General features: G+C 58.1%; 19 protein-coding genes. 12 read left to right on the top strand and 7 right to left on the bottom strand.

Features of this window, described 5'->3' with window-relative positions; all coding sequences use genetic code 11:
- Window positions 1-434 precede the first annotated feature (434 nt).
- The 9 genes from PQR32_RS09280 (at window position 435) to PQR32_RS09240 (ending at window position 12173) form a co-directional block, all read left to right on the top strand.
- Window positions 435-1835, top strand: a complete 1401-nt coding sequence (locus tag PQR32_RS09280) for a hypothetical protein (protein ID WP_408224812.1) — start codon at window positions 435-437, stop codon at window positions 1833-1835.
- A 471-nt stretch (window positions 1836-2306) separates the two neighbouring features.
- The gene (locus tag PQR32_RS09275) at window positions 2307-3041 is read left to right on the top strand and encodes a Crp/Fnr family transcriptional regulator (protein ID WP_408225147.1); all 735 of its coding nucleotides are present in this window, start codon (window positions 2307-2309) and stop codon (window positions 3039-3041) included.
- Window positions 3042-4433: 1392 nt separating this feature from the next.
- A complete protein-coding gene (rfbB, locus tag PQR32_RS09270) occupies window positions 4434-5495 on the top strand; it encodes a dTDP-glucose 4,6-dehydratase (protein ID WP_408224809.1) in 1062 nt (353 codons plus the stop codon).
- 10 nt (window positions 5496-5505) lie between these two features.
- Window positions 5506-6399, top strand: coding sequence for a glucose-1-phosphate thymidylyltransferase RfbA (gene rfbA / locus PQR32_RS09265; protein WP_408225144.1), 894 nt, complete (start codon window positions 5506-5508; stop codon window positions 6397-6399).
- A gap of 485 nt (window positions 6400-6884) precedes the next feature.
- Entirely contained in the window at window positions 6885-8375 is a 1491-nt protein-coding gene (locus tag PQR32_RS09260; protein ID WP_408224806.1) for a lipopolysaccharide biosynthesis protein, read from the top strand.
- Window positions 8376-8386: 11 nt separating this feature from the next.
- A complete protein-coding gene (locus tag PQR32_RS09255; protein ID WP_408224803.1) occupies window positions 8387-9388 on the top strand; it encodes a glycosyltransferase family 2 protein in 1002 nt (333 codons plus the stop codon).
- On the top strand, window positions 9385-10035 hold the full coding sequence (locus PQR32_RS09250; RefSeq protein ID WP_408224800.1) for an acyltransferase: 651 nt from the start codon (window positions 9385-9387) through the stop codon (window positions 10033-10035). The genes PQR32_RS09255 and PQR32_RS09250 overlap by 4 nt, the downstream gene beginning before the upstream one ends.
- On the top strand, window positions 10032-11186 hold the full coding sequence (locus PQR32_RS09245; protein WP_408224797.1) for an NAD-dependent epimerase/dehydratase family protein: 1155 nt from the start codon (window positions 10032-10034) through the stop codon (window positions 11184-11186). Before PQR32_RS09250 ends, PQR32_RS09245 begins: the two co-directional genes overlap by 4 nt.
- A gap of 78 nt (window positions 11187-11264) precedes the next feature.
- Window positions 11265-12173 carry a glycosyltransferase family 2 protein gene (locus PQR32_RS09240; RefSeq protein ID WP_408224794.1) on the top strand — a complete coding sequence of 303 codons (909 nt, stop codon included), beginning with the start codon at window positions 11265-11267 and terminating at the stop codon, window positions 12171-12173.
- Between the two features lie 133 nt (window positions 12174-12306).
- On the opposite strand, the gene rffA is transcribed toward PQR32_RS09240, so the two are convergent.
- Complete coding sequence (gene rffA, locus PQR32_RS09235) at window positions 12307-13479, bottom strand: dTDP-4-amino-4,6-dideoxygalactose transaminase (RefSeq protein WP_408224791.1); 1173 nt, start codon at window positions 13477-13479, stop codon at window positions 12307-12309.
- 1301 nt (window positions 13480-14780) lie between these two features.
- On the opposite strand from rffA, the gene PQR32_RS09230 reads away from it, so the two are divergent.
- The 3 genes from PQR32_RS09230 to rfaE1 are packed head-to-tail and all read left to right on the top strand — an operon-like array spanning window position 14781 to window position 17201.
- Window positions 14781-15032 carry a hypothetical protein gene (locus PQR32_RS09230; protein ID WP_408224789.1) on the top strand — a complete coding sequence of 84 codons (252 nt, stop codon included), beginning with the start codon at window positions 14781-14783 and terminating at the stop codon, window positions 15030-15032.
- Window positions 15029-16177, top strand: a complete 1149-nt coding sequence (locus tag PQR32_RS09225; RefSeq protein ID WP_408224786.1) for a glycosyltransferase family 9 protein — start codon at window positions 15029-15031, stop codon at window positions 16175-16177. The genes PQR32_RS09230 and PQR32_RS09225 overlap by 4 nt, the downstream gene beginning before the upstream one ends.
- Window positions 16140-17201, top strand: a complete 1062-nt coding sequence (gene rfaE1 / locus PQR32_RS09220) for a D-glycero-beta-D-manno-heptose-7-phosphate kinase (protein WP_408224783.1) — start codon at window positions 16140-16142, stop codon at window positions 17199-17201. Before PQR32_RS09225 ends, rfaE1 begins: the two co-directional genes overlap by 38 nt.
- A gap of 161 nt (window positions 17202-17362) precedes the next feature.
- Here the strand turns inward: rfaE1 and PQR32_RS09215 are convergent, their stop codons facing one another.
- The 6 genes from PQR32_RS09215 to PQR32_RS09190 form a co-directional block, all read right to left on the bottom strand.
- Window positions 17363-18496: an AGE family epimerase/isomerase gene (locus PQR32_RS09215; protein ID WP_408224780.1), complete on the bottom strand. Its 1134-nt coding sequence runs from the start codon at window positions 18494-18496 to the stop codon at window positions 17363-17365.
- Window positions 18497-18626: 130 nt separating this feature from the next.
- Complete coding sequence (locus PQR32_RS09210; protein WP_408224777.1) at window positions 18627-19862, bottom strand: glycosyltransferase family 4 protein; 1236 nt, start codon at window positions 19860-19862, stop codon at window positions 18627-18629.
- A 163-nt stretch (window positions 19863-20025) separates the two neighbouring features.
- On the bottom strand, window positions 20026-20889 hold the full coding sequence (locus tag PQR32_RS09205) for a sugar transferase (RefSeq protein WP_408224774.1): 864 nt from the start codon (window positions 20887-20889) through the stop codon (window positions 20026-20028).
- A gap of 977 nt (window positions 20890-21866) precedes the next feature.
- Window positions 21867-22601 carry an ABC transporter ATP-binding protein gene (locus tag PQR32_RS09200; RefSeq protein ID WP_408224771.1) on the bottom strand — a complete coding sequence of 245 codons (735 nt, stop codon included), beginning with the start codon at window positions 22599-22601 and terminating at the stop codon, window positions 21867-21869.
- Between the two features lie 29 nt (window positions 22602-22630).
- Entirely contained in the window at window positions 22631-24571 is a 1941-nt protein-coding gene (locus PQR32_RS09195; protein WP_408224768.1) for a branched-chain amino acid ABC transporter ATP-binding protein/permease, read from the bottom strand.
- Window positions 24572-24579: 8 nt separating this feature from the next.
- On the bottom strand, window positions 24580-25455 hold the full coding sequence (locus PQR32_RS09190; protein ID WP_132375813.1) for a branched-chain amino acid ABC transporter permease: 876 nt from the start codon (window positions 25453-25455) through the stop codon (window positions 24580-24582).
- Between the last annotated feature and the right edge of the window lie 23 nt (window positions 25456-25478).

Genomic DNA, 25478 nt, shown 5'->3' with positions numbered 1-25478 from the left:
ATCGGGCATTGAACGGAAATTTAATTCAGAAATCCTAATTGTTAGATTTTGTAAAATCGGCCATATGTGTGGCATTTTATGTTTATGGTGGTACGTCGATTGCTTATGTGAAGAAGTTTTTCCCGACGCAACCCGTGACTGGAAATTTATTCCGTACAGCAGAATGTTGGGATGAAGATGCCTTGCAGTAAGGTTCCGAAATATTGTCCGTGCGCAAGCGCACAGAGTGACGTTTCGCATTAAGCGATATTGTGTGTTGAATCCGATCCGAGGAATGTCCTCGACTCCGGCAACGCGCATGGTGCGCACAAATTCATAGCGGACAACTATCGAGCCCCAAAGTTATGCAGAGGTCCTCAGCAGTAGATCCGGATAGTTCCGGGAGCGTACCAAGCGATTACTCGTGTGTGTTGTGCGGCGCCGGTCCGGCAGGAATGGGCTTCCTGTTCTACGCGTTCAAGAGCGGCAAGCTGGCAGAGGTGGCCAGAAACGGCTTGCTGATCATCGACAAACGCGCGAGCCTCGGAGCAGGCAAACTCGGTGACTATGTGAACGTTACGGGCAACTCGGTCGCCAAATCTTTCCTCGCATGCCTTGAGCACGAACGCTTCGACGAAGTGTTCGGCGACATCCGCGAATACAACGCGTTGCATAGGAAATTGGCCGCGGACCCCGAGGGTGCGCCGCTGCTCTCGGAGGTCGGCGAGCTGCTCTCGCTGGCTGCGGAGCGACTCATCGCGCACCTCGTCGAACATTTCGACGTCGATGTACTGCGCGGACACGAAATCGATGCGATTCGTCACGGCCGGGACGGCCGCTTCGAAATCGCTTATCACGACACGCGCAGACCCGCGGCACGCCGGATGATGATCAGCGACACCGTCGTGATGAATCTCGGTGGATCGCAGCGCGTTGAAGAGATCGATGATCTGTGCCGCACGCTGGACATTCCATTGCCGGGCAACGGCGTCATCACCTGCACGTCGGATGAACTGCTTCGCCTCACGAGCACGCAACTGGTCGACACCTTCGCGCCCGTGTTTTTTTCCCCTGCCACGGCCCGGCGTACGAACCGGATCACGATCATCGGCGGCTCGCATAGCGCGTTCACGATGACCGAGCGTCTTGCGACCGATCTCGGCGACGCCGGACTCGATGAAATCGCCATCATTCATCGCTCGCCAGTCCGGCTGTTTTTCGAAACCGAGGAGGAAGCGCGCGCATGGGGTTATACGGTCGATCCAGCCAACGATATTTGCCCGATCACGCGGCGCGTCAATCGTTCGAGCGGTCTGCGCTACCGCGCATTCGAGATCGCATGTTCGGTGATGTCGCACGGCCGCGTCGCGGGAACGACACCACGTGTCGAATTGATCGATGCCGCCTCCGGGGAAGCCGGGCGCGCCCGTGCTGCCACCTGTCTCATGCAGTCATGTGGCGTGGTCCATAGCGCCGGCTATAGGCCCAACATGTCCGCACTGGTCGACCATCGAGGGGTGGAGATTCCGCTGCAGTTCTGCCAGGGCGGTATCGAGGTCGACAAGTTCGGCCGTCCGCTCGACATCAACGGCAAGGTGATACGCGGACTCTTCACGTTTGGACTGGGTTCCGGCTTTCGGCCCGACCCGGAGATCGGGAGCGAGGCTGCATTCACCGGACGAATCCATGGCGTCTGGATCTTTCACCATGAAATCGGCAGGCGGATTCTGACTGGCGTTCTGAAAGCGCTGGCCGGGAGGGCCATTACGCAGGAAGCGGAAATGATCGCGACGGCGGATGACGACACACACGCAGGCGGCCGGCCACGTCGCGGTCGAGCGGACCATCGCCGCTGACTGACGGGCAAGCGTGACCACTCAGCTCGGCATCACTCTGGCTTACGCTTCGCTGAGATAAGGCATATCGTCCGCTTTATTTCATCCCATAGACATCCTTAATAAGCTCGACATGTTGCGATTTCACACTAGCACTTACTGACACTTCAGCTAACATCGGGCTCCTTTCGATCTGCAACAAAGTGACATGGGCGTTCAGCGTTTCAACCAACCTTCAACGCAAATAAGTCCTCTTAAATCCGCCGATCGTGCGGGATATTCCGCCAGCATTATTGGCGCGCCCCTGTTTGCCCGCTATGCTGCACTGCGACATCGAACGCAACGCGATGACCAGTGCGAAGCTTTGATCGTCTCCATTACCGCTTCTGTTTGCCGACCGCGCGAATGAGGGCAATGCATCGTCATTGACTCCTCGATTCGAGCGAGGCCTGCCGTACCAAGGCAGGCTGCGATACTTACGTGAGGGAAATGATGACGACATTCCAGTCATACCGCCGTGGCAACCGTCTGCTCGAAGCGCTCCCAACGCATGAATGGGACGCGCTGCTTCCTCATCTTGAACTCGTCGAATTGAGTCCGGGTCAACTGCTGTCGAAATCCGGCGAACTCATCCGAACCGTCTATTTTCCGGCCACAGCGATCGTGTCTCTGCTGCAAACCATGGAAAACGGCAGTTCGGTGGAAATTGCCGCGATTGGCAGGGATGGCACGACAGGCGTGCCGATCCTGACGGGCGGCGACACCATGCCAGCCAGCGTTCAGGCTCAATGCCGGGGTTTTGCTTATCGCATCAGCGCTACAGCACTGCGCGAAGCATTGCGCAATTGCGCTTCTCTGCGCTCGTCGATGCTGCTGTACATGCAGGCTCTCCTCACCCAGGTCGCACAGACTGCGGCGTGCAACAGGCTGCATCGACTGGACGAGCAACTGTGCCGGTGGCTGCTGGTCGATATCGATCGTTCGGGCACAAGCGACTTGCACGTCACGCAGCAAGTCATTGCCGACATGCTCGGCGTGCGTCGTGAAGGCGTGACTGAGGCGTCCGGCAAGCTTTGCGAAGCCGATCTCATCCATCACAGTCGTGGCCGTGTCCGGATTCTCGATCGGAGCGGACTCGAGGCGCGCTCATGCGAATGCTATGAGATCGTGAAACGCGAATTCGACCGGTTATTGCCGCGTATCAACGCGATGGAAGTCACGCGCTGACGGCTTTGCCATTTTCACAATCCGAATTGACGTCTGGAACGCCCGGCAATATGTTGGTGCGTTCGGATGTATTGCTGACGTTCCACGACGATAAATGCGGCGGGCACCTGACTTGATGGAACCTGACGCCAGCATCGGCAAGAGTCGGGTCGCTGCTCACGTATCGTGATATCGGTAAGCTCACGATTGATCGGCCCGGGTGCTTGTAGCGAAAGAAGAAAGAAGGCCTGGAGACAACTGGTCAGGTACTGGCCAACGAATGACCGCGCCGCGGCCCGTGTGCTCGGGATCACGCGCGGCAGTTTCTCTTTCCCGCGGAGAGCTATTCGCGCGTGTCAGCGATCGCGCTCGCGCTGAGCCCCCGTCCAGGACTCATAGTTCTATTGCCCTTGGATAGGCCAATCGATCTGATCGGAAGTTGCCGTTCGTCGTTTGCTTTGTCTGTCAAACTGCCATTGCGCGGCGGCCTGCAGTTCTTGCCTCGCGTCGCACTACATGCGCGCTCTTGCCGACTTTGCCATGCTCGTGGGCGCGGCTGGCTTCACGCTGTGAGCTCCGACGGCGCGATCATCCGCGTCCGGCTGGAGCCTGATGTCACATCCACTGCCACGCCCTACGCGTACTGCTTCAGCTGTGCCGTTTTTTCGACCTGGTCGCGATTCTAGTAAAGTATGATGATTGGCGCGTCAACCGCCGCGTCATACCATCGCTGCTGCCTGTGTGTCTTCGACGTTCTACCGGCTGCGTGCGGTGATCTCCGGTGAATCACGAAGGAGGTGAATCGTTATAAATTCAATCTCGCCTCAATTGAAAGGACCAGGTAAATGTCGAGCGTTTTGACACATTTCTTATGCTTCATATTCGGCGTGGTCATTGGCGTTTTCGTATGCGCATTATGTGTCGCACGTTCCAGAACACCTCGAGACGATAAATAACTCTTTCTTCGGGACGCGCAGGCAGCCGGCGCCCCGTCGCGCATCGGCAGGTACATCTGCCGCAAACCATGAAGGCCGCGTCGATCATCGCGACGTCACAGGCGCGGCTTTCACAAAAGAAATAGTTGGCCATCGGCGATAAGGCCGAGCCACGTCAACGCCATGCGGTCGAGGCACGGGCAACGCGAACGCTGCAAGCGTGCCGACCGCGCGAAGCGCCCCTCCTTACCCCCCGTTAGCGCAGGCGAAAGCGTGTATGTTGCTTTCCGCACTGAAACAAGATTTCTAGAACCCTACACTAAGCTGGTTGTATCTGTTCGCGGCGATGGAAGTCGCGATGGAACGCTACACCAAAGCTGCTTTACCGACGTCCCGTGGCTGCGCAATTCACCGGACGTCAGCCAGACTCCATCGACCTTCGCGCAAACTGCGTGAAGGCGGCTTCCAAAGGGCTTCCATGATCTTGGTGACAGGCAGCGCCGGTTTTATCGGCGCCAACTTCGTGCTTGACTGGCTACAAATCTGCGATGAACCCGTGGTGAATGTCGATAAGCTCACCTATGCGGGCAATCTGCGCACGCTGCAATCTCTGCAGCACAATCCGATGCATATTTTCGTATGCGCCGACATAGGCGACCGCGCCGTAATGGACGAATTGCTCGCCGAACACCAGCCTCGCGCAATCATCCATCTCGCGGCCGAGACTCATGTCGACCGGTCTATTCACGGGCCGGAGAACTTCGTGCTGACCAATGTCGTGGGTACCTTCACGCTACTGGAAGCGGCGCGCTCGTACTGGAGCAAGTTGAACGACGTCGCCAAAGCGGAATTCCGCTTCCTGCACGTATCGACCGATGAAGTGTTCGGCTCGCTCTCCGCTACCGATCCGCAATTCTCCGAGACCACGCCGTACGCGCCGAATAGCCCTTACTCGGCCACCAAGGCGGGTTCCGACCATCTGGTGCGCGCCTACCATCATACGTATGGCCTGCCGGTGCTCACCACGAACTGCTCGAACAACTACGGTCCGTACCAGTTCCCCGAGAAACTGATTCCGCTGATGATCGCCAACGCGCTCGGCGGCAAGCCGCTGCCGGTCTACGGCGACGGTCAGAACGTGCGCGACTGGCTGTATGTCGGCGACCATTGCAGCGCGATCCGCGAAGTACTCGCGCGCGGCACGCCGGGCGAGACGTACAACGTCGGCGGCTGGAACGAGAAGAAGAACCTCGAGGTCGTGCACACGCTGTGCGACCTGCTCGATCAGTTGCGTCCGAAGGCGGGCGCGTCGTACCGCGACCAGATCACGTATGTGAGGGATCGTCCGGGCCACGACCGCCGTTACGCAATCGACGCCCGCAAGCTCGAACGCGAACTCGGCTGGAAGCCGGCGGAAACGTTCGAAACGGGTCTGGCCAGGACGGTCCAGTGGTATCTGGACAATCAGGAATGGTCGGACGAAGTCGCCTCGGGTGACTATCGAAAGTGGGTTGAGACCAACTACGCGCAGCGCGCGTAAAGGCACGGCAATGGCGCGCAAAGGCATTATTCTCGCGGGCGGATCGGGCACCCGCCTGTATCCGATCACGCACGTGGTCTCCAAGCAGTTGCTGCCGGTCTACGACAAGCCGATGATCTACTATCCGCTGTCGACGTTGATGATTGCGGGCATTCGCGACGTGCTGATCATTTCGACGCCGCAGGACACGCCGCGCTTCGAGGCGATGCTCGGCGACGGCAGCCAGTGGGGCATGAACATCCAGTACGCGGTTCAGCCTTCGCCGGACGGACTCGCGCAGGCGTTCATCATCGGCCGGGATTTTGTGGGCAACGATCCGTCGGCGCTGATTCTTGGCGACAACATCTTCTACGGCCACGATCTCGCGAAGCAGCTCGAGCGCGCAAATGCGCGTGACAGCGGCGCGACCGTGTTCGCGTATCACGTGCAGGATCCTGAACGTTACGGCGTGGTCGAGTTCGATAAGAGTTTTCACGCGCTCTCCATCGAGGAGAAGCCCGCGGAGCCGCGTTCGAACTACGCGGTCACAGGCCTCTATTTCTACGATAACCAGGTCTGCCACATCGCTGCGGACATCAGGCCGTCGCCGCGTGGCGAACTGGAGATCACCGATGTCAATTCGTGCTATCTGCGGCGCGATGCGCTTGAAGTCGAAATCATGGGGCGCGGTTACGCCTGGCTCGACACAGGCACGCACGATTCGCTGATCCAGGCGGCTACGTTTATCGAAACGCTGCAGAAGCGTCAGGGTTTGGTGGTGGCGTGCCCGGAGGAGATTGCATTCCGCCGACATTGGATCGATGAGGAGAAATTGCTCCAACTCGCCAAACCGCTCGCCAAGAATGCGTATGGCCAGTATCTGCTCAACCTTCCGAAGGACCAGGTGGCATGGCCAAGCCGCTGACCCCGTCATGTTCGAGCAGAGTGAAGCCGCTTCCGACCTCAATGCGGTAGCTGATACGCAACTTGTTGAACGTGCGCCGCCGCACATTTAAATTGAAGCTGGACAGGTACGCTTCAAGGCGTAGACCGCAGTAATGCGCATCGCAAGGTGGCTTGCGCAGAAGTGTTCCTATCGGCGTCTGTTCACGCCGAGGGGCGTTTGGCACTAGTCACGATCCGCCCGCAGACCGCATCGGATACTTTGGTAGTACATCAAGTTTCACGAGTAGTCATTTTTCCCTAGCGTCGAAACGCGTTGCGCTCAGCGTGAATTGTCATTCCGGCATCGACCGGCCGGAATGGAGGTGGCATCTTTCGGTCGTTTGGCAGATCAAACGCTCGCCCTAGGACACGTTCGCGATGAGTTGATATTAATGATGTCAATTCGGAATTCGCGGCGACTCTGACGGTACCTTCAGCCCTTACCTAATTTACTGGCAGACCGCGATGTTGAGACGAACCCTGCTCGCAAATTTCGTTGGACAGATGGTGACCGCGTTGCTCGGCATCGTCATGGTCCCGATATACGTGCGTCATCTCGGGGTCGAAGCTTATGGGCTGATTGCGATCAACGCGGTGGTTCTCGCATGGGTACTCGTTCTCGACTTCGGGCTTTCGCCCACGTTGTGCCGCGAGCTCGGCAGCCTGCGGGCCGGTACCGGTTCGAAAGCTGAAGTCGGGTTGTTGCTGGAATCACTGGAAAAGCTGATTCTCGGCACCAGCGCCATCCTGTTCGTCTTGTCGATCTTCATCGCGCCTTATTTCGCCGAACGATGGTTGAATGCGTCCACGTTGCCTCCGAGTGTGATTCGTACGGCATTTGTACTGATGATGCTGACTGCCATCGCGCGATGGCTCAGTGCGCTATACCGTGGGGGGGTAGTCGGCATCGATCGACAGGTTGCACTCAACGGAATTGTCATCACCTTCGCCGTGATACGCACTGTGCTCGTTGTGCCGATCATCATGATCTGGCCGCGTATTGAGTTCTTCTTTGTTTGGCAACTTTTGGCGATTGTCGTGGAAGCAGCCGCGATGCGGACACTGCTCGGCCGTACGATCGACATACCGTTTGTGTCGACACGTTTTTCATGGAAGGTACTGTCATCGCGCGCGAAGCTGTCGCTGTCGATTGCATTGGCAACGGTGATCTGGGCCTGCACCACACAGATCGACAAGATCGCCCTTTCGAAAATATTGCCGCTGGCGGATTTTGCGGTGTTCAGCCTGGCGACGCTGTTGGCGAGCGGAATCTTGCTGCTCGCCAACCCGATTCAACAGGCGTTCATTCCACGGCTGACTACCGAAAGCTTCGGTGGCGGGGAACGAATTCGTCAGATGTACGCACTGGCCACCGAACTGACGTCATTGGCGGTGATCCCCGTCGCGGCGGTGTTCATCTGTGCGCCGGAGGCCGTGCTTCGATTCTGGTCCGCAAGCGCACCGTTGAGTCCCGAGGCATTGCGAACGATGCAATGCTATGCGGCAGGAAACGCATTCTCAGCGATCGCTTCGCTGGCGTTTATTGTGCAGTACGCGAAAGGGGACCTGTCTCTGCATCTGAAAGGCAATATCGGTTTCCTCGTGCTTTATGCGCCCGCAGTTCTATTTGGCGGCGTTCATCTGGGTGCGGTCGGCGCTGCTTATGCGTGGGCGGGAATGAACTTTCTGCTCCTGTTCGGCTGGGTTGCGATCGTACACCGAAAGTTTATCCCCGGTATCAACGCCAGTTGGTATCGAGGCCTCGCGGCGCGTATCGCTGCGCTCACCCCCGTCGGACTACTGTTGAGTTTCGCGGATCTGACAACCTGTTCGCGTATTGGTCTGTTCTTTGTTCTATCAGGAGCGTGGCTCGCTATGGCTGCATCGACCATCGCGGTCTCGCCGATTATTCAACGAAAGGCTCGCCACCTGGCCGGGCGGCTGGTCCTCAACTGAGAAAAACAAGCATGGATATTAACCTTAACCCTCCGGTCCAGGAGCAGGCCGCGCCCGTACTGTCGGTCATCGTGCTCTGCTACCGGCAAGGCGAGTATGTCGGTCCGTGCCTCCAAAGCGTACTCGACCAGAAGCTCGATGTGCCATTCGAGGTGATCGTCGGCGATGATAACTCGCCCGACAATTCCCTCGATGTTATCGAGTCGTTTCGATCGCGTTATCCGGATGTGATCAAGGTCGTTTCGCACGAAGCCAACGTCGGCTTCGCTGCGAACTTCGCCGATACCGTCGCGATGGCAAAGGGCGAATATATCGCGAACATCGACGGCGACGATGTCATGCTTCCTGGCAAGTTGCAGCGCCAACTCGATTTCTTAAGAGAGCATCCGGAATGCGGTCTCGTGGTGCATAGAATGCGCACGGTGGACCAGGATACGTTGGAGTCTGTGCCATATCCATTGCCCCAAAATAAGCCCGCAACGTTTGACGCTGAATTCCTCATCAAGAACGGACCGTACTTTTTTCATAGCTCGGAAATGTATCGGGCTCACCTGCGTCATCGCAGTCCCGTTGACGTGGGTCTGAAATCAGTCTGTGATGTGGCCCACTTGCTACAGGTGGTGTTCGGCTGGCAAGGCTGCTACCTGGACGAAGAGTTGGGCCTTTACCGCGTCAACCGGACCGGTATGACCTCGACGCGAATTAACAATCCCGAGCGTCATAGGGAATACATGAGCGACATGATCCAGACCTGCCAGATCGCGGCCGATCTCGGCATGGCGAGCGATACAGTCAACCGGGGGCGCGCAAAGTTCTATCTGACCTCGGCCATCTTCTATCTGGAGCATGGACACGAGGATAACTTCGAGGACTGCATCGAGTCGAGCTGGCGGGCGGCAAGAATCAGCATGAAACAGCTCGTTTTGTACTCGACGCGCCGGTGGCCACGTCTGTCACGCGCTGTCTATACGCGGCTCAAGCAGGTGACCGGACGACAACGGGTCCACGCATGAGTACCACCGTCCAGGGGAATGAGCGGCCTGCCACTAAGAAAGTGAGGTTACTCGACCTGTGTAACCGCGCGTTTCTCGCCTGGTACCGACTCAAGACGCGTCTGTGGTACGCGCATGTGTTCGAGTCGGTCGGCGCGAAAACGACGATCTTTCGTCCCATGCTGCTCGCCAACGTGCACTACGCGTCGATCGGCGAGCGTGTGCTGATTCGACCGGGCGCGCGCATCGAGCTTGTCGTGACGGACGCGGCTGCGCCGCCGCGGCTCACGATCGGAAGCCACGTCAATATCGAGCAGAACGTTCACATCGTATGCGGCTCTTCAATCGAGATCGGCGACGGCGCGACCATTACCGGGAACGTTGCCATTGTCGATGTCGAGCATCCGTATGAGGACGTGAACGATACCACCCGCATTGGCGAGCGTATTCGCACGCGAGGTAATTACGTGCTGATCGGGCAGGGCGCGTTTATTGGATTTAGCGCCGTCATTCTGCCCAACGTGAAGATCGGCCGCCACGTCGTGGTCGGCGCGCATTCGGTAGTGACCCGCGACGTTCCCGACTATTGCGTGGTCGCAGGCAATCCGGCGCAAATCATCAAGCGCTACAACTTCGAAACCAGATGTTGGGAGAGGGAGAAACAATGAAAGTCCTGATTACGGGTGGCGCCGGCTTTATCGGCTCGAGTCTGGCGCGCAAGCTTTGCGCCAACAATGCGGAAGTCACGGTCCTCGATAACCTCTCCCCGCAGATTCATGGAGAGAATCCCAGTGTCACGTCGGCGATCTTCGCATCGCTGCCGGAAAGCGTGCACTTCGTGAAGGGGTCGGTGACCGATCGGGCCATGCTCGAGCGCGTCATGCAGGGGCAGGACGCGATCGTTCATCTCGCGGCCGAGACAGGGACGGGCCAGTCGATGTACGAGGTCGACCGCTATGTCGACGTGAACGTGCATGGCACGGCCCTGATTCTCGACATACTGGTGAAGAATAGCCGCAATTCCGTTCGCAAAGTGGTCGTTGCTTCGTCGCGCGCGATTTATGGCGAAGGCAAGTATCGTTCTCCGGCCGCCGGCATTCTGTATCCCGGTCCGCGGAAGGAAAAAGACATGCTCGAAGGCCAGTTCGAGCATCTCTGCCCGATAAGCGGCGAAGCGATGGAATGCGTGCCGACCGACGAGGAATCGAAAATCCATCCGACGTCGCTCTATGGCATTACCAAGCAGACTCAGGAACAGATGGTGATGACGACCTGCCGTTCCATCGGCATCGATGCGTCGGCGTTGCGTTATCAGAATGTCTACGGTCCGGGTCAGTCGTTATCCAACCCTTACACGGGCATTCTCTCGATCTTTTCGACGCGCATCAAAAACGGCAATCCGATCAATATTTTCGAGGACGGCCTGGAAAGCCGCGACTTCGTCTATATCGATGACGTGGTGGATGCGACCTACGCAGCGCTCACGAACGCCAACGCGGCGGACAACGTATTCGGCATCGGCTCGGGAGTGCGCACTTCGGTCATGGATGTCGCCAGGACTTTGTGCGAAGTGTATGCGAGCGATGTCAGCGTCACCGTGACCGGCGCATTCCGCCTGGGCGATGTCCGCCATGTCTACGCCGATTTGACCAAGGCAAGGGACATGCTCGGATTCGAGCCCAAGGTGTCGTTTAGCGAAGGCATTGCGCGGTTTGCCCGATGGGTCGACCAGCAGGAGGTGATGGCCGATACCTACGAGAAGAGCATCGCCGAGATGCGGGAGAAGGGTCTATACAAGGGCTGTGAACGCGCCGCATGACACATCGGTGACGCGCCGCTCACGCCATGACGGAGGCGCCGCGACGGCCGCCTCCGCAACTCATTTGAAGGACGCGATATGTCAACGAGATATGGTTCACCGCTGATCGGGATTGTCACCGTGCTGTATCGCTCCGATTCCGTGCTTCCCGATTTTTTCAAGAGTCTCGCCGCCCAGCGCGATGCGAACTTCAAGCTGTACGTGATCGACAACAGCGAGAAGGATACGGGGTGTGCGATATCGCGCGAGCTTGCGGCTCTCAATGATATTCACGCCGATATCGTGTTCAATAACGACAATGTCGGCGTCGCTCGCGGCAACAATCAGGGCATAGAGATGGCGCTTGCAGACGGATGCGAGTACGTTCTGCTGGCCAACAACGATACCGACTTTCCGGATCCCGACGTGATCGCGGGACTTGTACGGCACACCGAGGAGGCGGGCGCGTTGGCCTCGGTGCCCAAGATCACCTATCACGGCACCAATCGGATATGGTGTGCGGGCGGAAGGTTCTCGCCGCTTACCGCCACCACGCCGCACGTAGGCGACCGGAAGGAAGATCGCGGGCAGTTCGACGAAGAAATGTTCACAGAATACGCGCCGACCTGCTTTATGTTGCTGCACAAAAGCATCTTCCAGACGATTGGAATGATGGATGAAAAATACTTCGTCTATTACGACGACAGTGACTTCGTCTGGCGCATGAAAAGTGCCGACATTGGCCTGCTGTATGTGCCGACATCGAGCGTCGGTCACAAGGTGGCGGTGTCCACCGGCGGCAATGAAAGTCCCTTCAGCCTGTTCTATACGGCGCGCAATCGCGTTTATTTCAGCCGCAAGCATCTCGCACCTGCACATCGTGCAATTGCAATTGCTTATGCGATCGTGACGTTGACGGTCAAATGCGTAAAGTTTTCGCCGGCGGCCAGATCGAGCGTGTTCAAAGGACTTAGAGCCGGCTTCTCACTGTCAGTCGCCGATCATTGACTGGATGGAGGTCCCGGTCGCCGCACCTTCCGGTGCGGGAAGCAGAAATGGACGACATCCGGACCGCTGCCGAAGACCTCTCGTCAACGCGCCCGGATGCGATTCGTGCATGCCTGCCCAGAGTCGGCCAGCCCTATTTCACCAGCGCGCTAAAGATGTCGACCACGCGCATCTGTTGCGTTTCGGTCAGGCCGGCCCAGAGGGGAAGGCGAATCAGGCGTTTTGACTGGTCGATGGTAACGTCCAATGGACCGCCAAGTTTGCCGTACCGTTGCCCGCCAGGAGATGAATGAAGCGGAACATAGTGAAATACCGAGCCTATTTCCTGCCTTCTATATTCATCGAGTAGACGCTGACGCACGTGTTCATCTTCGACCAGAACGTAGTACATATGCCCGTTGTGCTGGCACTCTTTCGGTACGATCGGACGACGAAGCGCGCCCTTGCGCTCGAATGGCTCGAGAAGCGCGTGATATCGCTCCCAGTGCGCGAGGCGTGCCTGCGTAATCTTTTCAGCACCTTCCAGTTGAGCCCAAAGATAAGCGGCGACCAACTCGCTCGGTAAGAATGAAGAGCCGACTTCCTGCCAGGTGTATTTGTCGACCTCTCCGCGGAGATAGCGGCTGCGATCCGTGCCTTTCTCGCGGATTATTTCCGCGCGCCTCGTGAGGGCGGGATCGTTCACGAGCAAAGCGCCACCCTCGCCCGAAATGATATTTTTTGTTTCGTGAAAACTGTAAGCGCCGAGGTGGCCAATGGAGCCTAGGCCGCGACCCTTATAGGTTGCCATGACGCCCTGCGCTGCGTCTTCGACGACTTTGAGTCCGTGGCGTTGGGCGATGGATACGATCGTGTCCATTTCGCATGCCACGCCGGCGTAATGCACCGGGACGATCGCGCGAGTTCGTGGCGTGATCGCAGCTTCGATCAATCGCTCGTCGAGATTCATGGTGTCTTCACGGACATCCACGAAGACAGGCACGCCACCGCGCAGGACGAATGCGTTCGCCGTCGAGACGAACGTGTACGACGGCATGATGATTTCGTCGCCGGGTTGGATGTCCAGCAACAGAACTGCCATTTCAAGCGCGGCTGTGCAGGAGTGAGTCAGTAATGCCCTGCCGGCACCGCTTCTTTCCTGCAGCCACTCGTTGCAACGACCGGTGAAGGAGCCGTCGCCAGCGAGCTTTTTACTGAAGTGAGCTTCTGCGACGTACTTCAGTTCGTTACCCGTCATGGCGGGCGTATTGAAAGGAATACGATTCTCGTTTACCTCGATTCCAATTTGCGGCGTAGATCGGCTCATGAATAGTTCACCCCAACATGATCGAGAATCAATAGTTCTCGCTGCGACACATATTTGGATCTCGAAGCTGCCCGGCTTCAAGGCCCCGCTTTCCGGCAAACTCGCCAGGTGTTTCAATAAGCAAGTTGCGCGAAGTCCCTTGCTGTGAATCTCAACTGGAGATTGTTCTGTAGCGTGACACTTCGTCTGCCTAATGGATGGTGCGTGTGGACTGCGCGGCCTGCTCATAGACCAGGCAAGGCGGAGCGTCGACTGGTGCGACATCGGACTGCTCGCTCAGCTGATCAGCGACTTTCCTGAAGTCGTGCACGATCAAAAGCTCTGCCGGATTGGCCGGATAGGTGCCGCAAGAAAAAAGGAGAGGCCGCGAACGTCGCAATGGCGATCAATGCCAGCGGCCTGTGCGAGACGATTCAAAACTGCGGATATGCGTGTTCAAAGGCGCCATCTCCAAGATCCGGGGTAACAAGCTTCTCGATGGAGCGACAAGCTTCGCCGCGTCCATCGAGACTTTGAGCAAGTGTGATAGGAATACCTCCTTTGCCACGTCGGAGTCTGTGGTTTAGCGCACGTTGCGCTGCGCCGATTCAGTTTAGGTAGGCGGATTGCCGACAGGCAGGCAAAACTATTTGTTTCGCAAATAGTGGCGTGGCAGGATTGATTACAGTTGCATTAATAAGCGCTATGAAGTTTCGCCCGATATGAACCACGAAAGCCTGCAGAAATTACTGAAGTGACAATTATCCCGACCAGGTGGCGCCCCTGATCGGTGCCGGGTTCAAGTCGTTTCGCCGTGCCCGAATCCTCGTGAGGCGGTGTCGTAGTGATTCGCATAGGCACGAAAGGACAGGTAAGTACGCTTGCGCCGCTCAAGTGTAAGCCGCTGAACAATTCTCCGAACTGGAAATATAAGCAGTACTCTGTATATCGATCGACTTTTCTACACGAATCGTTGCTGCTGCAAAACCTGTTTTCCGTGGGCGCCCGCATTCACTCAGAGATTTGAACGTTCGGCGCCGCACAGACACAGCACGTTCCAGCACGGATCATGCAGTTGCATCATCGACCATTGCAGACTTTCGGCGCTCGATGCCGCCGACTTGTGACCTTCCGCTCCGGAGCGTGAGCGCTCAAAGGTATCGTCGGACCCGGTGGCTGGACTGACTGGCCTGACGCGAGGTGTTCCGACGGCAGTAGCAGTAAGCCGAGCACAGTGCCTGCCGAGAGTCACAACCAGCTAACGGGATTCCACCGTCAATGCATGCGTTGACGGGATCAGCGAACAACGGTACAGCGACACGTTGGGCAGCCTGGATGACCTGATCCAGCGCGGTGCCTGTCAGATCATCCAGCAGACGACCGAGGCGGAATTGGCGACATTGCTCGAACAGTGCGACAACGTGAAGACATGTGGTGACAAGCGCGCGGTGGCTCGAACGGGCCATCTGCCCAGGCGCGCGGTCATCACGCCTATCTCAACCGGGCCGGCGAAGGTGTGCAACCGCTCGGGTCCTAGTTCGACGTTCAACTCGATGCTGCCGGACATGAAATGAAAAATGAGCGCGGACAGAACCTTCTCAAGCGCGTCGACCTTATTGTCGGCGGCGCTCTCCTGTACGTATTAGGGGCGCTTCGCAAAAAGCGACGCCTACCGGCGGAATGCACGACCGCAGGCATTTTTGCCTTTGCTGCAATCGGCGACTCGATCTTGTCGTCGATCATTATTTCTGAGTTGAGAAAAATCAAAAATATTTCCAGAGTGGTGGTATTTGCATCGCGAAGCAACGCGCGCATTTATGACCTGTTCGACGGCCTCGACGAAATTGTAATTGTCCCTTTGACCAGCCCGTTGAATGCACTCAAGGAAATAAAGAAATACGAAGTTGACGTCTTGATCGATACTTCGCAATGGCCGAGGATCTCGGCCATATTGGCAGCGTTTACGAAGTCGAAATTTACGATCGGTTTCAAGACCAGGAATCAATTCCGCCATTATGCCTATGACGCCAGCGTTGAGCATTGCGACGGCCTTCATGAGCTGGAGAATTTCAGAAGGCTATTGCGCCCTCTAGGCGTCGAGTCGACGGAATATCCGAAAATCACCAAAGCTATTCGCCCCTCCAGTTTGCCGTTCGTCGTTGACGACAAATATGTTGTTTTTCACCCGTGGGCCTCTGGAACGAATTTCGCCATGCGCGAATGGCCCATGGAGTGCTGGCGCGATCTCGCACATATGTTGATTGATAACGGGTACGCCATTGTCATAACGGGCGGCCCCGAAGATGCCACACGGGCTCAACAATTGGTTGATCTGATCGGCAGCCAGAAAGTCGTAAGCGTGGCAGCCAAGGTGAGCCTGACTGAAGTGGTCGGAATAGTAAGGCGGGCGGAATGCATAGTTTGTGTGAACACCGGGATCATGCATTTGTCCGCAATGCTGGACACGCCGATGATTAGTCTGCATGGTCCTACCAATCCGTTTCGATGGGGCCCTGTCAGCAAAGAGCGTGGAGTCCTTGCTGTGTCCAAGCGAGAAGGCGGAATGTTCCTGAGCCTCGGATTTGAATATCCCAGAAATGCGAAATACGTGATGGAAAAAATAAGCGTCGCTTCTGTCGCCGACGTTCTGAGTGAAGTTTATTCGATCAATTTAGGCCGCCATGACAAGAAACCCGCCGGTGAAGCTTTCGCCTCCTGATTTCGACTGCGCTCAATTGATGGTCGTGGGCGACGTCATGCTCGATTGGTATTGGCATGGTTCGACCTCACGAATCTCGCCGGAGGCGCCCGTTCCCGTCGTCCATGTGCAAGCTGAAGAGACGCGTGTGGGCGGGGCAGGAAACGTCGCGCTGAACGCGGCGGCACTCGGAGCGCGCGTTCGTCTTCTCGGCCTGGCCGGGCAGGATGCGCACGCCGACCGGATTGAAGAGTTGCTGCGCGAAGGCGGGGTTGATTGCGTTCTCCAACGCGTCGCGGGCAGCAAGACGATCACGAAGCTTCGCATTCTTTCCCGCCATCAGCAGATGATCAGAGCGGACTTTGAGGACCATTTTCCCGAACGCAATGGTGATGAGCTGATCTTCAGCTTTGAGCGGCAATTGCACGAAGTCGATGCCGTGGTCCTATCCGATTACGCCAAAGGATCGCTGCACGATTCCAAGAACCTGATCTCCGCCGCTCGCCGTGCCGGAAAACCCGTCATCGTCGATCCGAAAGGAACGGATTTCGAGCGTTATCGCGGCGCCACTGTCATTACGCCCAACCTGGCCGAATTCGAGGCTGTCGTTGGGCGTTGCGAGAGTGATGCCACGATTGAACAGAAGGGCGCCGCCCTTTGCGATGCGTTTGAATTCGAAGCGGCGCTCGTCACGCGCAGTGAGAAAGGCATGACGTTAATCGCTCGCGGCCACGCCCCTTTGCATTTGCCGACGCGCGCGCGCGAGGTGTTCGATGTGACGGGCGCCGGAGACACTGTCGTTGCCACGCTAAGTGCCGCGCTCGGTGCCGGCATGCCGCTGGACGAAGCGGTCGTGCTTTCCAATGTCGCGGCTGGCATCGTCGTGGCTAAATTGGGAACCGCGACCGTGCGTCGCCCCGAACTCCAGCAGGCACTGCAGCATGACTTGCATTCCGTACGTCGAGGCAATATTCTCGCGCGAATTTCCCTGTTACCTTGGCGACCGAAGCCCCGTTCTGAAAAGCCAGGTAATGTGAGTGCCTGACGCGTCGATTGCGTGAGCGGGACCCGGAAGGCTGGCACGGTGTGCTCATTGTGCCGGCTGCTGACCCTTCTCGATGTTCACATCGATTGGCATGCCGAAATGAATGAGTTCAAGCCCTTGACCCGAATGATTGCGCGGACCTTGTCCTTCTCAGGCAGCAATCAAGCCGCAGCGATGCTGCGAGCGGCGTGAGCCTCAGCCGGTAGCGCCGCGTAAGCGGTGGCGAGATGATAGGGCGTAGTCGACGGCATGTCGGCGCGCGACACGTCGTCCGCGGCCGTCTTGCATTCGAACCAGCCTTGCGCGTGCAGAAACCGCTCGCTGAAGCGCTGGATCTGCCCGGGCAACACGGCGCGTGCCGCGTCATCGTCGCGGGTGGCGAGTGCGCGCAGATATTCGCTTTGCGCCCAGATTCGCTGAGTGGCGTCCTTTACTCGGCCGGCTTCGTCGAGCGACGCGCACACGCCGCCGGTGACCGGATCCACGCCATGTTGTTGCGCGAACTCAAATGCGCGCGAGAGCGCGTCGTCGAGCCCGGATCCATCCAGCAGCGCGCCCGCTTGCCTGACCAGCCAGAACCATTCGAACTGATGGCCGGGCTCCAGACGGTTGTCGTCGAAACCCAACGGCAGTTCCGCGATGCAGCCGGTCGGCACATGCACGAACGTGCGTTCGATGGCGTCGGCCAGCTTGCGCAACGCGGAATCGAACGCGCTGTCCTGGGTCACCTCGCGCGCGGCGAGCCAGGCTTCGGTGAGATGCATCAACGGGTTTTGCATCGGCGTGCCGGTCACCGTCGAAAAATCCGCGTCGAGCGCTGCGTTGAACAATCCATGTGGCGCGGTGAAACGCGTTTCGATTAGCGCCGAGGTGCTATGGACGAGGTCGAGTGCATCGCGATTGTCGAAGCTTGCGGCATATTCAGCGCATGCGAAGACCAGGAACGCGTGCGTATAGAGGTCCTTCGTCGTATCGAGCGGCGCACCTTGTGCATCAACGCTGTAGAACCAGCCGCCACGCTGTTTGTCGTGAAAGTAGTGCAGCAGGGCTTCGAACAGCACATGGGCATGGGCTGCTTCGCCGGCTTGCGAGAAGACGAACAACTGCCGCGCGCACGCCATCGCGCGATAGCGTTCTACCGGCATCGGAAGGTGGCCCACGTCAGCGCTGACGGCCTCGTAGGGCAGATGCATCGCGGTATTGAAGCCCGGCCCGCGCCAGATCGGCAGGACGACGCGTGCGAAGTGATCTCGTAGCGTGGCGGCAAGGACGATCGTGGAGGCGGGCGTATTCATGCTGCGAATCTCTTTCGATAAGGTCGTGAAAAGGTTTGGTCGCATCGAACCTGCCCGGCACGCTCGGAATCGCGCATACGAGCTCGCGCCATACGCGCGCTGAATCGTACGCACGCTGCCGCGATCCGCGCTAAACGCGCGATGTCGCGGATCGCGCGTGAACGTGGCGATGCACTCCGCCCGCGAGTTCACGCTCGAGAACATCGAGCAATTGATGTGCAGACCGCTCCCACCGGAAGCCACGAGCATGCTCCCTTCCGCGTTCGCGCCAGGTTTCGCGCACCGCGGCGTCTTCCATCATCTGCGTCACTTTGTCGACGATGTCGTCGACCGAATGCGCGTCACAGTACATTGCAGCATTGCCGCATACCTCAGGAAGCGAAGCTTCACGTGACACGATGACAGGACATCCACAAGACATCGCTTCAAGCGGGGGCAATCCGAAGCCCTCATATAACGAAGGAAACAGAAAGCAGGCTGCGTTTTCGTACAGTGCTCTCAATTCGCCATCCGAAACGAAGCCTGCGGGGATGATGTTTTTCGACAAGTCGTAACCCACCTTCGCCTGTGAACTGAAGACCCGCAAGTCGCATCCGCCAACGACAACAAACTTCAAGTCGCGGCGCTGACTCAGGCGCTCCATCGCGGCAACGATGCGTGGAAGGTTCTTTCCTACCGAGAGATTTCCGACAGCGAGCACGTAACCATCGTTCTGCAGATTCAACCGCGACAGAATCGCCGTGTCTGGTGCGATCTTTTCAAAGTGATCCACGCCATTCAAGACCACCGAAATGCGCGACGCGTCGATGCCGAGGCGCTCCATGATTCGTGTCTTCGAGAATTCCGACACGGTCACGATGTGACTAGCGTTGCGCTTCAGCAGCGAGAACGCAACGCGATACCAGAGCCTGTACTTCCACGAGTAATTCTCGGGCAGATCGTAGATCGCAACGTCATGCATCATCACGACCTGCCGGCGAGCGAATAAGGGGCCCATATTGCAAAGGCTGAGAAGCGTTCGGCCGCCAATCGCGAATGGCAGTGCCAGTTGCTCCCACAGCGAACCCTTCAACCACCGGCCGATCATTTTTGCCTTCGGCAAGACAACGTCAGTTCGTGCGTTCGCAGGAATCAACAAGGGCAGGTCGGCTTCGTCAGGAAACAGACGCTGGAACGCCATCGCCAATTCATAACCGACACGTTGCACCCCTGTTATGCGTTGAGACGCAAACTTGCCATTGATTGCAAACCCAGCAGAAGGACCCCGCCACTGGGAGTCTCGCGCCGAGCTGGCGTCGGCGGGCAACGCAGTCTGAACGGGGGCCACTTCCCGGCGCACGTTGGACCGCTCCGCTAACTGTTTCATCAGATATCGCTCCGGTATGCCAGTCGATGCGAGCATCGAGAAGGCGCTGTCAGCCAGCACAAACGTTCACCGCTCGGCCTTCATGTGAATTTGCCGCAACGGGACGTTCGGGGGAGAGACAAGGTGAGTTGTCGGGTGTTTCGCTACGTCGTGGGAACGATCTTCAATACGCTCCGCTTCCGTCGAAGACCACTTTGAATGTTCTCAGCAGAATGCTGATGTCGAGCAGGGTCGAGCGTTCCTTCACGTACGAGACGTCCAGTGCGACTCTCGTTGCATAGTCAACATTATTCCGTCCGCTGACTTGCCACAATCCTGTCACGCCGGGTCTGACCGACAGGTAATAGTGGGCGTCGGAGCCATACCGTTCCAGCTCCTTGGTAACGATGGGGCGAGGGCCGACGAGACTCATGTCGCCCCGAAGAACATTCCAGAGTTGAGGCAGTTCATCAAGGCTCGTCTTGCGTAGAAACCGGCCGACGGTGGTGATGCGTACATCGTTCTTAAGTTTGAAATCGCGATTCCATTCCTCGCGCGCGTTGGCGTCAGTGGCAAGGAGTTCGGCGAGAACGACATCGGCCTTCGGCACCATGGAGCGGAATTTCAGGCAGCGAAACAATCGTCCGCCTCTTCCAACGCGCGGATGGCCAAAGAAAGCCGACCCCCCGTCGCTCAGCACGACGCAACCTATGACGAGAAAAATCGGCAGCAGCACGAGGAGCAGGCCAGATGCGCCGAAAATGTCGAAAGCACGCTTCGTGAAGTCGCCTTTTCTTGACGGGATATCGGGGTCATTAGCCGCCGACAACGTACGGCGAGCCACGGGGCCAGCAGCGGCATCGGCGGACACGTCCGCAGAAAAGGGCTCGTCGGCGCGGTTCAATTCCGAGGTGTTATCCATATGCGAAGCTGAAAAGCCGCGGCCGCCCAATTCAGGATGATCGGCGTGCGAACGACTTTCGTAGCGGGTATCGAAAGGATTGACGTCCTTTGACACTGATTCCGATACCTTGCCGACTAAAGCCATTGCTGCCCCCGGTTCAAAGTTCGTTGACGAGTAGATCAGTGTTTCGGCATTGCAAGTCGTGCCGGTTATTTCAACCGTTGAGGCAAAGCGTTTGCAACATCAGACAAAAGCAGGCCATCGGACGATTGCGGCGGACAACTCGAGATAGGAAAATAGGGATATAGCAATATATAATTGCTATAAAAATTACTTCAGGCAAATAAGAAGAAAAGCTCAAGAAAAACTGAATAAAAAAGCTTCTCCGTTCGATGCGATGGCGCACACTAGCGCTTGCGAAGCATCGCATTCCCCGGTAACAAAAATCCTAATTATTTCAATAGAAAGTATAGCTTGGCAATCCGGCGTCCGTTCGCGGACAAGTCGTAAAATGCCGATGTCTTGGCCGACTCAGAAAGATATGCCAATCAGTGTCGCGATACATTTGACGGTCACCGTTGGCACTGCGAAAATGTTGATCGTTATCAAAATTACAGTTGTCGCAGCCGAAGCCGGATGCGATAGGTAAACCAGTTTCACGTGACAGGCCGCCTCTGGCCATTTCCGCATCGACTCACGGTGACGATCAATTCAATAAATACGCGCCTCCTCCGTGTTGGGTCGAGCATGTGTAGACGTAGAGTATCTGTACGAATGCCGCTACTCCGTTCGGTACAGCACACAAAGCTCGGTTAGCGCATGCGTCAGCCGCCGCGTCCATGTGTATGATGAAAGCGGCTCGCCGCGCAGACGCGGGCACCGGGCACCGACGAGATGAGTGGGATTGCCGTTGCCATGTATTGCGCTTTCGTTTCCGGATTTCAGCCAAGCCAATAGCGAGAATTCCGTTGGCTTAACGTTAGCTTAATTGTGCTGGCTAGCCCACCAGACGAGTGTTCGATCTCGCACGGAATATGCTAAATCTTTCATCTCGCTTGTGGAGTCGAAAGAGAAGGTTGAATGCGACCCGCACGGTTCGTGCCGCGGACTAGCAGAGGCGCTCAGTGACTCGCCCCCAGGTACGCCGCCTTCACCGAGGGATCGTTGCGCAACTCCGCCGCGGGCCCATGCGCCGCGATCCTGCCGTTCTCCAGCACATAGCCATAATCGGCCACATTGAGCGCCGCGGCGGCGAACTGTTCGACCAGCAGCATGGTGACGCCCTGGCTCTTCAGATTCCCGATGATGCGAAACACCTCTTCGACCAGAATGGGCGCGAGTCCCATCGACGGTTCGTCGAGTAAGACCAGCTCAGGGTTCATCATGATTGCGCGCGCCATCGCCAGCATCTGTTGCTCACCACCGGAAAGCGTGCCGGCTAGTTGGTGACGCCGTTCCTTAAGCCGCGGAAACATCTCGATCGCGCGCTCCAGATCGGCCTTTACGTCACCGCGCGGCCGCGCCGAAGTGAGGCGCGGGAACGCGCCGAGCATCAGGTTGTCGGTCACGCTCATGGTCGCGAACACGCGCCGGCCTTCCGGCGAATGCGCGAGTCCGAGCCGCGCGATGCGATGTGATTCCAACGCGTCGATGCGCTTCGCGTCGGCGCCGATGCCCATCGTAATCTCACCGGCGCTCGGCCGGATCATGCCGGAGATCGCCCGCATCGTCGTCGTTTTGCCCGCGCCATTCGAGCCGATCAGCGTGACGACCGATGCCTTTGGCACATCGATCGAAATGCCATGCAGCACTTTGACCTTGCCGTAGCCCGCATGTAGATTTCTGATCGATAACATGTCTGTTCCTGTAGGCGTGTTGGGTCAGTTCACGCCGCTTGACCGGCAGGCTGGCCGCCGAGATAGGCTTCGATGACCTTTTCGTTCGACTGAATATCGGCAGGCTTCCCTTCAGCGATCTTTTGCCCGAAGTCCAGCACCGAAACGCGGTCGCACACACTCATCACCACGTCCATGTGATGCTCGATCAACACGACAGTAATGCCGTGATCGCGCACTTTGCGAATGATCGCGACCAGTTCCTTGATATCCGGCGCAGTGAGTCCCGCGGCGGGTTCGTCGAGGAGCAGCAGTTGCGGATCGAGCGCGAGCGCCCGCGCGATTTCGAGCAGCCGTTGTTTGCCGTACGGCAGGTTGCGTGCTTCTTCGGCGGCGACGTTGTCCAGACCGACGAACCGCAGCATGCCGAACGCACGCTCGCGGGCGGCGCGTTCCTCGCGTCGATAACGCGACGACATCAGACCGACATCCGCGAGATTGGCGTTGAAGGTGTGATGCAGGCCGACCAGCACATTCTCGAGCGCGGTCATTTCGCCGAACAACTGCACGTTCTGGAAGGTGCGCGCGATGCCGGACAGCGCAATCTGTGCGGAGGTCTTGCCCGCGAGCGACGCGCCGCGATAGTCGAGCGTGCCCGCGGTCGGCACATAGATACCGGTCAGCACGTTCATCATCGTGCTTTTGCCCGATCCGTTCGGGCCGATCAGTCCGTGAATCGTACCGCGCTGCACGGTCAGATCGACATTGTTGAGCGCCTTCAGTCCGCTGAACTGCATCAGGATGCCGCGCAATTGCAGAATGTCTTCCGTTCCGCTCGCCTGGACTGCCTGAATCGCATCGCCACCGATCGCGGCCGGCTTCGTGGTGTCGACAGTAACCGTGCGGACACGGCCATGCATCACGATCTTGCGCACGAAACCGACCACGCCGTCCTGCAGGTAATACACGACCAGCAAAATCATCAGCCCGAAGATCGTCAACCGCCAGTCGGCGAGCGTGTCGATCCGGTAGGAAAACGCGGCGAGACCCACCGTGCCCAAAACCGGAATCGCGACTTTGCGCGGCGTGGACACCTTGCGCGCCAACGCGACACCCGCGCCGATCACGACGACCGCCGCCAGTACGGAGGCGACGGTGCGGAACATGTCGATGTCGTCGAGCAGTTTGGGCAGCAGCACGATGATCGCCGAGCCGAGCAGCGCGCCGGTGCGGGTCTTGCGCCCGCCCATGATGATCGCGAGCAGGAACAGTATGGTGAGTTCGAAGTTATACGTATTCGGCGAGATGTACTGCTCCGAATACGAATAGAGGCAGCCGGCCAGGCCGGCGAACCCCGCACTGATCACGAACGCGTAGACCTTGTAGCGGTACACCGAGACACCCATGCAGTCCGACGCGATCGGACTGTCGCGCAGCGCCTCGAACGCGCGGCCCAGATGCGATCTGAGCACGCGGTGCACGACGATCAGCGAGGCGACCAGCAGCGCCGCGACGAGCCAGTAGTATTCGACCTCGTTCATCGGCCGGCCGCCGATCGAAGGCTTCGGGATCTTCACGCCCATCGGCCCGTTGGTCAGAAAATCCATCTCGTTGATGAGAATCTGGAGGATCGTGCCGAACGCGAGCGTCACCATCGCGAGGTAGGGACCGGACACGCGCAACGCCGGCAGCGCGAGAATCGCGCCGAAAGCCGCAGTGATGAGAATCGCCAGCGGCGCGGTGACGATGAACGGCATGCCGAGCTTGAAGAACAACACACCGGCCGTGTAAGCGCCGACGCCGAACAACCCGGCATGCCCGAGCGACACCTGCCCTGTATAGCCGACCACGATGTCGAGACCGAAGAGCAGGATCGCGTAGATCATGATCGTCTCGAGCAGGTGGATGTAGTACGGGTTCCCCGACAGCACGGGAAACACCGCGAGCGCGATCAGCGCCAGCGCGGACGCAATGAGTTTCTTCGGATTCACGGCGGTCCTCACACTTTCTTGATCGACGTCTTGCCGAACAGGCCGGCGGGTTTCAACGCGAGCACGATCAGCAGCAGCACGAGTCCGGGTACGTCCTTGTAACCGGTGGAGAGGTAGAAGCCGGTCGTGGTTTCGGCGATGCCGAGAATCACGCCGCCCACCACGATACCCAGCCCGCTCGACAGGCCGCCGATGATCGCCACCGCGAACGCCTTGAGTCCGAGTACCGCGCCCATCGTCGCGCCGGTGAGCGTGAGCGGCGCGATCAGCACGCCGGCAAAAGCCGCGGTCAGCGAAGATAACGCGTACGAAAACGTGATGACGAGACCGGTGTTGATGCCCATCAACGCCGCGGCGTCGCGGTCGTTCGCGGTGGCGACCACCGCCTTGCCGAAGATCGTCTTGCGGTTGAAGAACTCGACCGCCAGCATCATCACGAGGGCGCCGCCGACCACCAGCAATTCCATCGGCAGCACATTGGCGCCGAATACTTTTAGCGGAGCTTCCGGCAGCGGGGAGGGGAAGCGCAGATCGTCGCGGCCCCAAAGGTTCTCCGCGACGTTCTTGAAGATGATGCCGAGCGCGATCGTCGACATGATCCAGCCGAATTCGGATTTGATCTTAATCGCAGGCCGCACGCCGATCCGTTCGACAAACGCGCCTTGCAGCAGACCGAACACGCAGACGAGCGGAATCATCAGCCAGTAATTGACGCCGAGCGTGACGAGCGTGAGGCCGACCAGCGCGCCGAGCATCAGCGCATCACCCTGGCCGAAGTTCAGCGTGCCGGACGTGGCGAACGTGAGTTGATAGCCGAATGCGATCACGGCGTAGATCATGCCGAGCGCAATGCCGCTATAGATGAGCTGCAGAAGAATGGCCATCGTCGACCGCCTTGGAGTTCACC

It is taken from the genome of Paraburkholderia dipogonis (genome assembly GCF_046027395.1).
In the GTDB taxonomy this organism is placed as follows: Bacteria; Pseudomonadota; Gammaproteobacteria; order Burkholderiales; family Burkholderiaceae; genus Paraburkholderia; species Paraburkholderia dipogonis_A.
The sequence above is the reverse complement of the archived record's forward strand: the minus strand, read 5'-3'. Positions and strand labels throughout refer to the sequence as shown.

Bases quoted from the DNA above. Each gene is read 5' to 3' on its own strand.
- PQR32_RS09280 (WP_408224812.1), top strand. From the start codon at position 435: ATGGGCTTCCTGTTCTACGCGTTCAAGAGCGGCAAGCTGGCAGAGGTG.
- PQR32_RS09275 (WP_408225147.1), top strand. From the start codon at position 2,307: ATGACGACATTCCAGTCATACCGCCGTGGCAACCGTCTGCTCGAAGCG.
- rfbB (WP_408224809.1), top strand. From the start codon at position 4,434: ATGATCTTGGTGACAGGCAGCGCCGGTTTTATCGGCGCCAACTTCGTG.
- rfbA (WP_408225144.1), top strand. From the start codon at position 5,506: ATGGCGCGCAAAGGCATTATTCTCGCGGGCGGATCGGGCACCCGCCTG.
- PQR32_RS09260 (WP_408224806.1), top strand. From the start codon at position 6,885: ATGTTGAGACGAACCCTGCTCGCAAATTTCGTTGGACAGATGGTGACC.
- PQR32_RS09255 (WP_408224803.1), top strand. From the start codon at position 8,387: ATGGATATTAACCTTAACCCTCCGGTCCAGGAGCAGGCCGCGCCCGTA.
- PQR32_RS09250 (WP_408224800.1), top strand. From the start codon at position 9,385: ATGAGTACCACCGTCCAGGGGAATGAGCGGCCTGCCACTAAGAAAGTG.
- PQR32_RS09245 (WP_408224797.1), top strand. From the start codon at position 10,032: ATGAAAGTCCTGATTACGGGTGGCGCCGGCTTTATCGGCTCGAGTCTG.
- PQR32_RS09240 (WP_408224794.1), top strand. From the start codon at position 11,265: ATGTCAACGAGATATGGTTCACCGCTGATCGGGATTGTCACCGTGCTG.
- rffA (WP_408224791.1), bottom strand. From the start codon at position 13,479: ATGAGCCGATCTACGCCGCAAATTGGAATCGAGGTAAACGAGAATCGT.
- PQR32_RS09225 (WP_408224786.1), top strand. From the start codon at position 15,029: ATGAAAAATGAGCGCGGACAGAACCTTCTCAAGCGCGTCGACCTTATT.
- rfaE1 (WP_408224783.1), top strand. From the start codon at position 16,140: ATGACAAGAAACCCGCCGGTGAAGCTTTCGCCTCCTGATTTCGACTGC.
- PQR32_RS09215 (WP_408224780.1), bottom strand. From the start codon at position 18,496: ATGAATACGCCCGCCTCCACGATCGTCCTTGCCGCCACGCTACGAGAT.
- PQR32_RS09210 (WP_408224777.1), bottom strand. From the start codon at position 19,862: ATGAAACAGTTAGCGGAGCGGTCCAACGTGCGCCGGGAAGTGGCCCCC.
- PQR32_RS09205 (WP_408224774.1), bottom strand. From the start codon at position 20,889: ATGGCTTTAGTCGGCAAGGTATCGGAATCAGTGTCAAAGGACGTCAAT.
- PQR32_RS09200 (WP_408224771.1), bottom strand. From the start codon at position 22,601: ATGTTATCGATCAGAAATCTACATGCGGGCTACGGCAAGGTCAAAGTG.
- PQR32_RS09190 (WP_132375813.1), bottom strand. From the start codon at position 25,455: ATGGCCATTCTTCTGCAGCTCATCTATAGCGGCATTGCGCTCGGCATG.